General features: G+C 43.3%; 12 protein-coding genes. 3 read left to right on the forward strand and 9 right to left on the reverse strand.

Annotated features, from left to right (window positions below):
• Nucleotides 1–245: 245 nt before the first annotated feature.
• On the forward strand, nucleotides 246–1,364 hold the full coding sequence (locus tag AC5JQI_RS13590) for a Txp40, insecticidal toxin (previously name A24tox) (RefSeq protein WP_493912545.1): 1,119 nt from the start codon (nucleotides 246–248) through the stop codon (nucleotides 1,362–1,364).
• A gap of 169 nt (nucleotides 1,365–1,533) precedes the next feature.
• Here AC5JQI_RS13590 and AC5JQI_RS13595 read toward each other — a convergent pair whose 3' ends face one another.
• Together AC5JQI_RS13595 and sdhE are read right to left on the reverse strand one after the other, a co-directional pair.
• Complete coding sequence (locus AC5JQI_RS13595; protein ID WP_493912546.1) at nucleotides 1,534–1,986, reverse strand: protein YgfX; 453 nt, start codon at nucleotides 1,984–1,986, stop codon at nucleotides 1,534–1,536.
• Nucleotides 1,967–2,233: an FAD assembly factor SdhE gene (gene sdhE, locus AC5JQI_RS13600; protein ID WP_493912547.1), complete on the reverse strand. Its 267-nt coding sequence runs from the start codon at nucleotides 2,231–2,233 to the stop codon at nucleotides 1,967–1,969. Before sdhE ends, AC5JQI_RS13595 begins: the two co-directional genes overlap by 20 nt.
• A gap of 245 nt (nucleotides 2,234–2,478) precedes the next feature.
• Here sdhE and ygfZ point away from each other — a divergent pair, with 245 nt between their 5' ends.
• Both ygfZ and AC5JQI_RS13610 read left to right on the forward strand, forming a co-directional pair.
• On the forward strand, nucleotides 2,479–3,480 hold the full coding sequence (gene ygfZ / locus AC5JQI_RS13605; RefSeq protein ID WP_493912548.1) for a tRNA-modifying protein YgfZ: 1,002 nt from the start codon (nucleotides 2,479–2,481) through the stop codon (nucleotides 3,478–3,480).
• A 16-nt stretch (nucleotides 3,481–3,496) separates the two neighbouring features.
• Nucleotides 3,497–4,102 carry an HD domain-containing protein gene (locus tag AC5JQI_RS13610; RefSeq protein ID WP_237386383.1) on the forward strand — a complete coding sequence of 202 codons (606 nt, stop codon included), beginning with the start codon at nucleotides 3,497–3,499 and terminating at the stop codon, nucleotides 4,100–4,102.
• 152 nt (nucleotides 4,103–4,254) lie between these two features.
• On the opposite strand, the gene gcvP is transcribed toward AC5JQI_RS13610, so the two are convergent.
• The 7 genes from gcvP to AC5JQI_RS13645 form a co-directional block, all read right to left on the reverse strand.
• Entirely contained in the window at nucleotides 4,255–7,131 is a 2,877-nt protein-coding gene (gene gcvP / locus AC5JQI_RS13615; RefSeq protein WP_493912549.1) for an aminomethyl-transferring glycine dehydrogenase, read from the reverse strand.
• A gap of 87 nt (nucleotides 7,132–7,218) precedes the next feature.
• The gene (gcvH, locus tag AC5JQI_RS13620; protein ID WP_493912550.1) at nucleotides 7,219–7,608 is read right to left on the reverse strand and encodes a glycine cleavage system protein GcvH; all 390 of its coding nucleotides are present in this window, start codon (nucleotides 7,606–7,608) and stop codon (nucleotides 7,219–7,221) included.
• 68 nt (nucleotides 7,609–7,676) lie between these two features.
• Entirely contained in the window at nucleotides 7,677–8,774 is a 1,098-nt protein-coding gene (gene gcvT, locus AC5JQI_RS13625) for a glycine cleavage system aminomethyltransferase GcvT (RefSeq protein ID WP_493912551.1), read from the reverse strand.
• Between the two features lie 370 nt (nucleotides 8,775–9,144).
• Entirely contained in the window at nucleotides 9,145–10,377 is a 1,233-nt protein-coding gene (gene ubiI / locus AC5JQI_RS13630) for an FAD-dependent 2-octaprenylphenol hydroxylase (protein ID WP_493912552.1), read from the reverse strand.
• A gap of 14 nt (nucleotides 10,378–10,391) precedes the next feature.
• Nucleotides 10,392–11,582, reverse strand: a complete 1,191-nt coding sequence (gene ubiH, locus AC5JQI_RS13635; RefSeq protein WP_493912553.1) for a 2-octaprenyl-6-methoxyphenyl hydroxylase — start codon at nucleotides 11,580–11,582, stop codon at nucleotides 10,392–10,394.
• 24 nt (nucleotides 11,583–11,606) lie between these two features.
• Nucleotides 11,607–12,923, reverse strand: coding sequence for a Xaa-Pro aminopeptidase (gene pepP / locus AC5JQI_RS13640; protein ID WP_493912554.1), 1,317 nt, complete (start codon nucleotides 12,921–12,923; stop codon nucleotides 11,607–11,609).
• A gap of 45 nt (nucleotides 12,924–12,968) precedes the next feature.
• A complete protein-coding gene (locus AC5JQI_RS13645; protein ID WP_237386377.1) occupies nucleotides 12,969–13,544 on the reverse strand; it encodes a YecA/YgfB family protein in 576 nt (191 codons plus the stop codon).
• Between the last annotated feature and the right edge of the window lie 129 nt (nucleotides 13,545–13,673).

Below are 13,673 nucleotides of genomic sequence, written 5' to 3' on the forward strand. Positions count from 1 at the left end.
TATATCTAGCAGTCACATAAACAAATGTTTTTATATTTAGTCATAATCATAGAAAATGATTATATAGCTACTTATTATTAAGATATTAGCACCTCAATTTTCCGGGGTGTTTATAAGGATATTATCCAGAGTAAATAAACTTGATAATTTAATTAAAGCAGTTAAGAAACCGTAACAGCGGAAATCAACGCTGCAATTTATATTAGTAGTCATTTCAATAAACGCCAACATAATGGGAAAGTACAATGGTTGAAAATACAGTGGTTGAAAATACAATGGTTATTAAACCCGTAACAACTCCGAGTGTAATACAATTAACGCCTGATGATAGAGGTGAATATCAACCCGTTGAAAAGCAAATAGCGGGAGATATAATACGTGTACTAAACTTCAGGCAAACAGATGAAGGTCATACAGCAGCACATGGAATTGAATATCGAGCTAAGAAAGTAATAATAGCATATGCTTTAGCGGTAAGTGATATTCATAATGTCTCTCAACTTCCAGAGGACTATTATAAGAATAAGGATACCACAGGTAGAATTTATCAAGAATACATGTCCAATCTTTCATCTGCACTATTGGGTGAGAATGGTGATCAACTTTCTAAAACTATGGCAAATGATTTTATCCAGAACGAACTGAATTTTGGAGGTCAATATCTTAAAAATACCTGGGATATTCCTGATCTTGAGAATAAACCATTGGAAGATTATTCAGATGAAGATAAATTATTAGCACTATATTTCTTTGCTTCACAGGAAATTCCACTGGAGGAAAATCAACAATCAAATGCAGCAAAATTTTTTAAATTAATTGATTTTTTACTTATCTTATCTTCTGTAACATCACTGGGAAAAAGGATTTTTTCAAAAAAATTTTACAATGGTCTAGAAACTAAATCATTAGAGAATTATATTGAGAGAAAAAAACTTTCTAAACCTTTCTTTCGACCACCGCAGAAGTTACCTGATGGCAGAACAGGCTACTTGGCCGGTCCAACAAAAGCACCTAAATTGCCAACAACGTCTTCTACAGCAACAACGTCTACAGCAGCTCCATCTAATTGGAGAGTTAGTTTGCAAAAACTTAGAGATAACAAATCCAGAAATGCATTTAATAAAATGGATGATGCTGCAAAACAAAAATATAGTTCATTTATAAAAGAGGTGCAAAAGGGTCATGATCCACGTACAGCAGCAACAAGTATTGGTACAAAAAGTGGCAGTAACTTCGAAAAACTGCAAGGTAGAGATTTATATAGTATAAGACTAAGCCAAGAACACAGGGTAACATTCTCCATGAATAATACTGACCAAATAATAGAGATCCAAAGTGTTGGAACTCATTACCAAAATATATAACCTGATTTATAGTGGCAATAAGACATAAGATAAATATGGGAGGTTGTAATTCTATTGCACCTCCTCAGAGGTGACCGCCCAGGCGGTCACCTAATTCGCTAATAAAACAGCTTATTGTCATTCGCCAGTCCAGCAGTTATCCCCACACAGAAATAATACTGTCAGATTCTCATGATCTTTCTGCCTTTTCTTTCCACAATTCTGTACTACGCATAATCTGGCTAAAACTACGCCAATCTTCAACCGATATACTATCCGATGCCACCCATAATCGAATATCAGGCGGGAGGAAAAAACTTTCCGCTTGTTTAAAGGGACGCAGTGTGAGCATTATTCCATAACGGCTAAGCCACGGTGGCTGAGTAATTTTCCATCTTTCTTTTTGCCAGTGCACCTTATTGCCAAGAAACAGTATAAGTTTCCCCTGGCACTGCATGATATTTCTCTGGCTCCTTATCCAACTCGCCACTGTGGAGATAATGATCAGCGGCAGAAGCCAGACATAAAAATCATTGGAAAACCAGGGCGTTAATAGAGCAGCCAAGGCAATCACTCCATGCACGCCAGAGGAAAACAGACGGGTTCGGAGAGATACTCTCAGTTCACTGTTCCACAGGGCCACGAGCTTGGTTTCTGCTTTGAATCAATTGCACCATACGGAAAAGCTCATCATCTTCCGGACGGCCATGATTCATCAGCCAATTGAAAAGATCAGGATCAGGACATTCCAGCAAACGAACAAAAATGCACTTTTCATCATCACTCAATGAGTCATATTCATATTCAAAAAATGGCATGATAGAAATATCCAGTTCACGCATCCCGCGACGACATGCCCAGTGAATACGTGCTTTATTACCAATATCCATGTTTAAAAAGCCTCTTTATCATTTTCATCAGGCAGGATTATCAACGATTCTGTCTTGTTTTTCATTAATTGCTACGCTTGAATCACTGGATATATCGACAAGATGCGAAGCATATCGCAACAACTCAACAAGACTGCAATTTGATAGATAGCGAGTATAAATAACGGGAATAACCTCTTTGCATAAGTCTACTTCTCTTTTACCATTAGACTTATTTCTCAGATAGTTTACTGGCAGGAGTTGTTATGGCTTACCAAATTCCGTTTTCTGCACAATCACCATCCCCTTCTGCAATACTTCCCTTGACTTTAATTTCCCTTGATGATTGGGGAATAGTGACTGCCATTGGTGCTGACACACAAAAATATCTGCAAAGCCAAATTACAGCAGATATTAACTCCCTGAATGAGAGCCAACACGTGTTGGCTGCACATTGTGATGCGAAAGGAAAGATGTGGAGTAATTTTCGGCTGTTCCAACGTGGTGAAGGTTTTGCCTATATTGAGCGCTGTTCATTATTGGAAACGCAATTAACTGAATTGAAAAAGTATGCCGTGTTTTCCAAAGTAACCTTTACCAAAGATGAAGAAAGCATCTTGCTCGGCGTAGCCGGAACAAGTAGCCGGGAAGCGCTTTCTGCACTCTTTCCAATTCTGCCCGATGCTGAATCCCCTGTTATTCAACATGAAACCACAACGCTTCTCCACTTGGCACTTCCTGCCGAACGTTTCCTTGTCATCACAAACAAAACAACTGCGACCCAATTAGCCGAAATATTAGTCGAGAAGTTTCAGTCACAATTAAATGACAGTCAGCAATGGCTGGCGCTGGAGATTGAAGCAGGGTTTCCTGTGATTGATGCTGTCAATAGCGCACAATTTATTCCGCAAGCAACAAATCTTCAGGCAATCGAAAACAGTATCAGCTTTAAGAAAGGCTGTTATACCGGTCAGGAAATGGTCGCCCGAGCCAAATATCGCGGAGCAAATAAACGAGCCATGTACTGGCTGGCGGGTAGTGCTTCTTCGCTACCCATTGCAGGTGATGATTTGGAATGGCAATTGGGCGATAAATGGCGTCGGACAGGTTCTGTGCTAGTGGCGGTTAAACTGGCTGATGATTCAGTCTGGATACAAGTTGTCATGAACAATGATATGGAAGCAGGCAGTGTATTCAGAATCCGTGAAGATGAAGGTAATACTCTGACGATCCAAGCATTGCCTTATTCATTAAATGAAGAAAAATAATTATTGAGGTTTTTGTATGTCATTAACTGTACCTCCCGTTGATTTCGGTCCTTTTACCGATGTTATTGCGTTTATCATGGAACTGGACAAATTAAAATATGTCCATCGCAAAACGAAATTACTGAACAATGAGCGCCACGAAAATTCTGCTGAGCATAGCTGGCATTTTGCTCTTGCAGTTATCGGCTTTGCGCCTTATGCCGGAGATGTGAATATCAGCCGTGTCGTGCAGATGGCTCTAATTCATGACATTGTTGAAATCGATGCTGGAGATGTCATTGTTTTCGATCTGGCCGCCCGTGAAGCTATCCAAGAACAAGAAATAAAAGCAGCCAATCGTATTTTTGGTATGCTTCCTGACGCCCAAAAAGAGTATTTTCTGGAACTCTGGCACGAATACGAAGACGCTATCACTCCTGAGGCGCTGTTTGCCAAAACTCTCGACAGGATAATGCCTATGTTTATGAATCTGTATAACCACGGTCAGAGTTGGGTTGAGAATGACATTCGTTTTGAACAAGTTTACAACCTGCTGCATTTTGTTTCCGAAAGTTATCCTGAACTCTGGAAGTACCTGCTACCACAATTGGAAGCAGCAAAAGAAAAAGGCTGGCTAAAATAATTCTCCCATCTTTATCTTCTAATTAAGCTGTCAGATATCATCTCTGACAGCTTCAATTTATAGTGTTTTTATTCTATTAAATTACCTGTTTACAGCCCGGATTTGAATCCCATCGAACCCAAATGGGCTGAAGCAAAATAATTTATTTATTATTAACGATAGTCATCAATCGGTGCGCACGAACAATGTAAATTGCGGTCACCATAAACATCATCAAGACGTTTAACTGTCGGCCAATATTTATTGGCTTTGGTTTCTACTGTCGGGAAAACAGCAATTTCACGGCTGTATGCGTGGTTCCAGTCAGAAACCAGTTCAGTCTGAATGTGTGGTGCATTAACCAATGGATTGTCCTCCAAAGGCCATTCCCCTTTCGCCACTTTGCTGATTTCTTCCCTAATTGCCAACATAGCATCAATAAAGCGGTCGATTTCCACTTTGCTTTCTGATTCTGTTGGTTCAACCATCAAGGTACCCGCTACAGGGAATGACATGGTTGGTGCATGGAAACCATAGTCAATCAAACGCTTGGCGATATCCATCTCACTGATGCCGAACTCTTCTTTCAACGGACGGATGTCCAGAATACATTCGTGGGCAACATAACCACCGCGTCCGGTATAGAGGATCTCGTAAGCCCCTTTCAGGCGAGTAGCAATGTAATTTGCATTCAAGATCGCAACTTGGCTGGCTTTTTTCAGCCCTTTTGCCCCCATCATGCGAATATACATCCAGCTAATTGGCAAAATGGAAGCACTACCAAATGGTGCGGCGGATACTGCACCCAATGTGGATATGCCATCCATTTCTACTACTGAATGCCCCGGTACAAATGGCGCAAGGTGTTTTTTCATGCCAATCGGTCCCATACCCGGGCCACCGCCGCCATGGGGAATGCAGAAGGTTTTATGCAGGTTAAGGTGTGAAATGTCCGCGCCAATAAAACCCGGTGTAGTAATACCCACTTGGGCATTCATGTTCGCACCATCAAGATAAACCTGACCACCGTGTTGGTGAATGACATTACAAATTTCACGGATGGTTTCTTCATATACGCCATGAGTTGATGGGTAAGTCACCATGATACAAGCAAGGTCATCACGATGTTTTTCTGCTTTTTCACATAAATCAGTCAGGTCAATGTTGCCTTCATTATCGCAATTCACGACAACAACGGTCATACCCGCCATATGTGCGGAAGCCGGGTTTGTACCATGAGCTGAACTTGGGATTAAGCAAATATGGCGATGTTGTTCACCACGGCTGGCGTAATATCGGCGGATCGCCAGTAAACCAGCATATTCTCCTTGCGCGCCCGAATTTGGCTGCATGCAAAATGCATCATATCCGGTTAACAGCACTAACCAGTGGGAAAGTTGACTGATCAGCTGATGATAACCCTGCGCCTGATCTTGTGGGCAGAATGGGTGCATGTCGGTGAATTCCGGCCATGTGATCGGCGTGATTTCCGCAGCCGCATTCAGTTTCATGGTGCATGAACCTAATGGGATCATTGCCTGATTCAAAGCCAGATCTTTACGTTCCAGACTGTGCATATAACGCATCATGTCAGTTTCGCTGTGATAACGGAGGAAGTTATCGTGCGTTAGGATCTTATCATGACGCAGCATGGAGGCGGGAATGGATTGGCTGCCTGCCGCTATTTCACTATCGAGTGTCTCGATATTCAATATCGAATCAGTACCCGTCAAGACTTGGAATAAGGTTACCAAATCATCGCGGCTGGTTCTTTCACTCAATGACACACCAACGGCACCCAGAAGATCGGTACGCAGGTTGATTTGCGCTTTCTCCGCTCTAGCCAATACCTGAGCCTTATCTGCAACTTCAACGGTCAGAGTGTCAAACCATGTTTGGTGACGCAGTGTAATGCCTGCTTTTTGCAAACCAGCAGCCAGAATATCAGTCAGGCGGTGAATGCGGTTAGCAATACGTTTCAGGCCTTCAGCCCCGTGATAAACCGCGTACATACCCGCAATATTTGCCAACAATACCTGAGAGGTACAAATATTGGAGTTCGCTTTTTCACGACGGATGTGCTGCTCGCGTGTCTGCATTGCCATGCGCAGTGCTCTGTTACCGGCTGCATCACGGGAAACACCGATAATACGTCCCGGCATGGAACGCTTGAATTCATCACGGCAGGCAAAGAAAGCAGCATGAGGACCGCCATATCCCATCGGAACCCCGAAACGTTGAGCAGAACCAAATGCAATATCAGCACCTTGTTTGCCCGGTGCTGTCAGCATAACTAATGCCATGAAATCTGTTGCAACGCTGACTATGATTTTGCGGTCTTTCAATTCCGCGATCAGATCACTGTAGTCGTGAACTTCACCCGTTGTACCAATTTGTTGCAACAGAACACCAAAAATGCCTTCCAGTTCCAGCACTTTTTCCGCTTTATCAACAATGACCTCAAATCCAAATGTTTCAGCACGGGTACGTACAACATCCAATGTTTGTGGATGAATGTCATCTGCCACAAAAAAACGCTCAGCTCTTTTCAATTTGCTGATTCGTTTTGCCATTGCCATGGCTTCCGCCGCTGCAGTTGCTTCATCCAAAAGAGATGCTGAAGCGAGATCCAAACCTGTCAGGTCAATCGTCACTTGCTGGAAGTTCAGCAGGGCCTCCAATCGACCTTGAGAAACCTCCGGCTGGTAAGGCGTATATGCGGTATACCAGCCTGGATTCTCCAGTAAGTTACGCAAAATAACCGGCGGGAGTATTGATGGTGCATATCCCATACCGATATAAGATTGATAACGCTGGTTCTGGCTCGCTATCGCTTTCAGTTCAGCCAGTGCTTGTTGTTCTGTCGCACTTTCACCGATTGCTGGTGGCTCTGACAATGCAATATTGCAGGGAACAATTTTATTTGTCAGATCATCAAGAGAATTTGCACCAACTGCCGCCAACATGTCTGTTTGCTGTTCAGCAGAAGAACCAATGTGGCGACGAATGAATTCACCTTGATTTTCAAGTTGGATTAGTGTCTGAGTCATTGATAATAATTTCCTGAAACTAGCTAAAAAATGGCTAACAAAAAAACGCCCCATTCACACAACTTGATATGGGGCGGTAAAAAATAATTACTCGTCTTTCAAGAGTGATTGATAGCTTTCAGCATCAAGCAAATTAGTCAGTTCACTCTCATCAGTAATTTTGATGCGGAACAACCAACCTTCGTTATAGGGTTCACTGTTCACTAACTCAGGGGAACCTTCCAAGTCGGGGTTAACTGCGATAACTTTACCGCTTAACGGTGCATAAATGTCAGAAGCGGCTTTCACTGATTCCACAACTGCACAATCATCACCATTGGTTACTTCTGTACCGATTTCAGGCAAGTCAACAAAAACCATATCACCCAATAGTTGTTGGGCATGTTCAGTAATGCCTACTGTGTATTCACCATTGCCTTCCGAACGAATCCATTCATGTGATTCTGTATATTTTAATTCTGCTGGTACATGACTCATCGCTGCCATCTCCTTGTTCTTTATTGATTAATAAAAAAATTACAACAATCAAGACATTAGTTGAAAAATCACTCTACGAGAGATTTTCCCATTCGCACAAAACCGGGTTTAACAACCTTAACGGGCATTTCACGATTACGAATTTGGACAATCGCCTGTTCGCCAATACCTTGCGGTACGCGTGCAAGAGCGATGCTGAATCCTAAGGTCGGGGAAAATGTCCCGCTGGTAATAACCCCAGAACGCTCTTCTCCGGAATCATTTGTGAAGCTGACGGTTAATCCACCACGCAATACCCCTTTTTCACGCATAACCAGCCCAACTAATTGTTCAGTACCTGTTTCACGCAGCCTTTCCAGCGCTTCCCGACCGATAAATTGGCGATCTTCCGGTTTCCAGGCAATCGTCCATCCCATGTTAGCCGCCAGAGGTGAAATAGTTTCGTCCATTTCCTGACCATAAAGGTTCATGCCCGCTTCAAGGCGCAATGTGTCACGCGCACCTAATCCCGCTGGTTTCACACCGACTGCCAGCAACTGTTGCCAGAAATCTTCGGACTGCTCTTTCGGTAATGCGATTTCATACCCCGCCTCGCCGGTATAACCTGTAGTCGCAAGGAATAAATCCCCCGACTGGACACCGAAGAAAGGTTTCATTCCTGTTACAGCCTGCTTTTGTCCATCACTTAACAATAATTGAACTTTGGGTTGTGCATTTGGCCCTTGAACAGCAATCAGAGCTAAATCATCACGCACAATGATTTCAACATCATATTTCGCTACATGTTGTTGAACCCATGCTAAATCTTTCTCGCGGGTTGATGAATTAACAACCATGCGATAGAAATTATTAGTGAAGAAATAGACAATCAAATCATCAATGACACAACCAGAAGCATTCAGCATTCCGGTATAAAGCGCTTTACCCTGTTCGGTCAGTTTAGCGATGTCATTTGCCAGAAGGTAACGGAGAAAGTCATGGCAGCCAGTACCATGCAGATCCACAATTGTCATGTGGGAAACATCGAACATACCAGCATCAGTACGTACAGTATGGTGTTCGTCGATCTGTGAACCGTAATGCAGAGGCATCATCCAGCCATGAAAATCCACCATGCGTGCTCCGCATGCCAAATGTTGATCATATAGTGGGGTGTATTTTGACATTATTTCCCTCTTTCCATTCTTGACATGAAAACATTCGTGATCTGAAAAAACATACAGCGTATTAACCGACAGATGTTGGATCATGAAGCAAAGAAGCGGTTAACCACGCAAACGATACCTTGGAACCAGAAGTTATCACTGAAAATAGAAATGAACCATAAAATAAATTAGCTACGCTGAAGTGATAACTTAAAAAACGTTCATTATGATGCAGAATTTTTGGCTGATTTACTGTATCAGCACACACAAAATTTGTAATAAATGGCAGGAATTTATTTTTTTAATCAGAAAATGACTAAAGTGTGAAGCAAATCTACTGAACACACCTTAGCCTAATATTAGGAAAAGTAATCCCAAATGAACTACTAAATTAGATTTTTTCAACCGAAGAGGTCTGAGAAATTAGCCAATCAGGGAGATCATTAAATCCCATTGCATGGCGAAGTAACTGAGGTTTCACCCCTGGTAAATGATCAGCCAATGCTATTCCGATATCACGCAGTAACTTTTTAGCGGGATTATTACCATCAAATAGCTGACGGAAACCCTGCATACCTGCCAGCATAATCGCAGCACTGTGTTTGCGGCGACGTTCATAGCGCCCAAGGTAGAGATACTGACCAATATCTTTGCCTTGCCGGTTCAAACGATTCAATTCACCAATCAGTTCTGCCACATCCATAAATCCTAAATTGACGCCCTGACCAGCCAAAGGGTGGATAGTATGTGCCGCATCTCCCAAAAGTGCTAACCGATGTGCGGCAAAGTTACGGGCGTAACGCCCCATCAATGGTATGGTTTGTCGATCACTTATCAGCTCACATTGACCAAGTCGCATATCAAAGGTCACGCTCAATTGCCGATTAAATCGTTCTGGTTCCATTATATTAAGCTGCTGCGCGGATTCGGCCGGCAGCGACCAGACAATCGAACATAGATGAGGATCTGACAATGGCAGGAAAGCTAATATTCCATCACCATGAAACACCTGACGCGCAACACTTTCATGCGGTTCCGCAGTCCTAATGGTTGCTACCAACGCGTGATGCTCATAATCCCAGAAAGTCAGCGGAATATCTGCATGATGACGCAGCCAAGAGTGTGCACCATCAGCCCCTACGACTAACCGTGAAGTCAGCATTCGCCCATCAGATAAAGTAATGAAGGCTTCATTTTCCCCCCAGGCAACATTATTGAGAGACGACGGGGTAAAAATTGTCACTTCTGGTAGATTTTTGGCATGTTGCCAGAGTGCCTGTCTGATCACATGGTTTTCAATGATATGCCCGAGGTGTGTCAGGCCATGTTCCGACGTATTAAATTGGATTCGACCGAAACTGTCTTGATCCCAAACTTCCATCCCCTGATAAGGACTGGCTCGCATTTCAAGAATACTCTGCCAAACACCAAGATAGGTTAGTAATCGTTCACTGGCTGCATTGATGGCTGAAACACGCAGCGCATGTTCATCATTGGCATCAAATATTTTTGCCGGTGGATATTCTTCTACAACCGCGATGCGTAAACCGCTGCCTTGCAAACCACAGGCCAGCGCAAGGCCAACCATCCCACCCCCTGCGATCACCACATCAAATGATTGCATGTTTTTCTTTCCTCTTAATCTGCCAGTGATGATTGAGCAACCCAACCCAATGTCTGCCGGGCAAATAGATCCCGCATCAGTGGTAATGTTTCCATCGTCATCAGGCCAAAACTACGTCCAATCTTTAACGGCAAATAGTCATTGGCAAATAGCCTAACCAATCCGTCTGTAATACCAATAGTCGCTTCACGATCTGCATTGTGCTGCTGTTGATATTGGGCCAAAACCTTATAGCTGCCAATATCCATCCCTGAAACCGCCGCCTCTGAAATAACCTTTGCCAACGCCATAACATCACGCATTCCCAAGTTAAAGCCCTGTCCTGCAATCGGGTGTAAAGTTTGGGACGCATTGCCTACCAATGCCAAACGGTGGCTGACCTGCTTGCTGGATGTTGATAAAGCCAATGGATAACTGTGTTGCTGACCTGTTTCCAACATTTTACCCAAACGCCAGCCAAACGCTTTTTGTAAGTGTTGGAGAAACTCACGCTGATTCCAACTATTGATCTCCACCTGTTTTTCCAGCGGGTGACACCATACCAGTGAACTACGCCCTTCAGGCATCGGCAATAGTGCCAATGGCCCATGTTCCGTAAAGCGCTCAAATGCCCTTCCCTGAGGATGTTCAGATGTCAAAACATTAGCGATAATTGCCACCTGACCATAAGATTGCCGCTGATATGGAATATGGCACGCTTGAGCTATCGTGGAATGGCTACCATCCGCAGCTACCAGTAATTCTCCCGTCAGTTTTTCACCATTATGCAGGGTGACAGTGACTGAATTTTCTAAACGTTCAACGGAATTTACTTTCGCCGGACAATAAAGTTTGATATTCGGTGACTGTTTTAATAAATCAAAGAGATGAATTCCAGCGTCATGTAATTCAATTACATTTCCCAAAGCCGGAATATCATAATCATCAGCGCGGATGTTAACGAAACCGCAATGACCACGATCGCTAACATGAACGTGAGTTATTGGAGTAACACTATGTTTTAGCGCAGGCCATACATCTATCTGATTCAAGCTCTGGCATGTACCATAGGCTAAGGCAATGGCTCTCGCATCAAAACCTGGATGTTCCTGAGCAGGTTCTGCTGTTTCAATCAAGGAGACTTGCAATTGCCCCCGGCTCAAGGAAGAAATAGCCAGAGCTAAAGTGGCTCCTGTCATTCCCCCACCCACAATAATCACGTTCATTATAATTTCCTGATTGCTGAAATATTAACTCTGTCTTGCCTGCACCATCAGCGCTTCTATTTCATCCGGATCTTTCACTACATATTCAGTCAGGTTTTCATTACCCGCTTCTGTGATCACGATATCGTCTTCAATGCGGATGCCGATGCCTCGATATTCCATCGGAACATCTGCATCCGGCGCAATGTAAAGACCCGGCTCCACAGTCAACACCATGCCCGGTTCCAGAATGCGATCACGATCGATGCCGTAATGACCCACATCATGTACGTCCAGCCCTAACCAATGACTCAAACCATGCATGAAAAACTGGCGATAAGCATTGGTCTCAATCAATTGCTCGACTTCACCGTGCATAATTCCGAGTTTCACCAACCCTTCAACCATAATTCGCACAACCTGCTCAGTGACTTTACTCATGCTGATGCCCGGTTTATACAGGTCAAGGGCAACATTGATGGCTTCCAGAACAATGTCATAAATTTCACGTTGAGGACGCGTAAACTTGCCATTAACAGGGAACGTCCGCGTAATGTCACCGGCATATCCTTCATATTCGCATCCCGCATCAATCAACACTAAATCACCGTCTTTCATTCGACGTTCATTTTCCGTGTAATGAAGAATACAGGAATTTTCTCCTGCTCCAACTATGGTGTTATAAGCAGGATAACGGGCGCCCTGATAAGTAAATTCATGATGAATTTCCGCTTCAAGTTGATATTCAAACATGTCTGGACGACAAACCTGCATCGCTCTTGTATGCGCTTGCGCACTGATTCGCCCAGCCCGACGCATGATTTCCAGCTCAGCTTCGGATTTGAACAGTCGCATTTCATGCAACCAAGGACGCCAATCCGCTATGACAGACGGGGCTTTGAGATTACGGCGACTATTTTTACGTAATTTATCCAAGGCACTGAATACAATATTATCAGCGTATTCAAGCTCTCCTTGGGCGTGATAGATCACTTCCAGACCATTTAACAGTAGATAGAGCTGTTCGTTGAGATCATCAAATGGCAGGGCGCGATCCACACCTAACTTTTCCAATGCCGCTTCTTGACCAAGACGGCGGCCAAACCAAATTTCCGCCGTCAAATCACGAACACGATTAAACAACACGCTATGATTATGAGTTTCATCGCTTTTGATCAGTACCAGAACTGATTCCGGCTCACTGAACCCTGTCAGGTACAGAAAATCACTGTGCTGGCGATAAGGATATTCGCAATCTGAATTACGTGTCGCAGGCGGGGCAGAAAAAATGATGGCCGCGCTGGCCGGTGCCATTTTTGACAATAATGCCTGACGACGAGATAAATATTCTTGTTTAATCATACCCTCTCCTGCGATTTAATTATTATTTAGTTGGTATATTGCCAATTAGTGCAACGTTGGCTTGTCATTTTTGGTAGTGCCTGATTTTTTTGGCGTTGCCAAAGCGATGTAACAAAGCTGAACTGCAACACGAATATATTCCAATACTTCCTCAAGAGCCTGAGCCAGTTCTTCCTGATCTTCGTTCTCATCATATCCCAGCATGCCGATGTTACGTAAATCAGTGACGATTTCCTGAATTTCGGGTTTTTCTGTCAATTTAGGATTTGCCACGCCTAATCCCAGCAAGAAGTGATTCACCCATCCTGCCAATGCATCCGCGCATTCAAAAATGCCGGCATCTTCATCAGGAAGCAGTAAATTAAACGCAAAATTACTGTCATCCAGTGATTCAAATGTCGTTTCATATAATTCTCTGAGCGGCAGAGATAAAGTCTGAGAAAATGCCAGACCATCATTAGCAAGATCATGCACCAATGTTTGCCAACTACTATCATGATTTCCACCACATAGTAATCCACTGATTAAGCCGTGCATTTCTGCTGCTGTCAGCGCAACGGACTGTTGATGCAAAATTTCATCAAATGATTGATAATTAGGTAATGAGTTTTGTATAGACATGTATATTGATCATCGTTGGCGATATAAGTTCATGCTATGCTACCATCAAGGGGAGTCGCTATACCAGACAGCACACATCGATATAAGAGGGGGCTTTTGGTATTGTACAGTAATGATTGGTGTCGGCCT

Source organism: Xenorhabdus sp. XBWT (assembly GCF_059072735.1).

Excerpts from the sequence above, each read along its gene's own strand:
- AC5JQI_RS13590 (WP_493912545.1), top strand. The coding sequence starts at position 246 with ATGGTTGAAAATACAGTGGTTGAAAATACAATGGTTATTAAACCCGTA.
- sdhE (WP_493912547.1), bottom strand. The coding sequence starts at position 2,233 with ATGGATATTGGTAATAAAGCACGTATTCACTGGGCATGTCGTCGCGGG.
- ygfZ (WP_493912548.1), top strand. The coding sequence starts at position 2,479 with ATGGCTTACCAAATTCCGTTTTCTGCACAATCACCATCCCCTTCTGCA.
- AC5JQI_RS13610 (WP_237386383.1), top strand. The coding sequence starts at position 3,497 with ATGTCATTAACTGTACCTCCCGTTGATTTCGGTCCTTTTACCGATGTT.
- gcvP (WP_493912549.1), bottom strand. The coding sequence starts at position 7,131 with ATGACTCAGACACTAATCCAACTTGAAAATCAAGGTGAATTCATTCGT.
- gcvH (WP_493912550.1), bottom strand. The coding sequence starts at position 7,608 with ATGAGTCATGTACCAGCAGAATTAAAATATACAGAATCACATGAATGG.
- gcvT (WP_493912551.1), bottom strand. The coding sequence starts at position 8,774 with ATGTCAAAATACACCCCACTATATGATCAACATTTGGCATGCGGAGCA.
- ubiI (WP_493912552.1), bottom strand. The coding sequence starts at position 10,377 with ATGCAATCATTTGATGTGGTGATCGCAGGGGGTGGGATGGTTGGCCTT.
- ubiH (WP_493912553.1), bottom strand. The coding sequence starts at position 11,582 with ATGAACGTGATTATTGTGGGTGGGGGAATGACAGGAGCCACTTTAGCT.
- pepP (WP_493912554.1), bottom strand. The coding sequence starts at position 12,923 with ATGATTAAACAAGAATATTTATCTCGTCGTCAGGCATTATTGTCAAAA.
- AC5JQI_RS13645 (WP_237386377.1), bottom strand. The coding sequence starts at position 13,544 with ATGTCTATACAAAACTCATTACCTAATTATCAATCATTTGATGAAATT.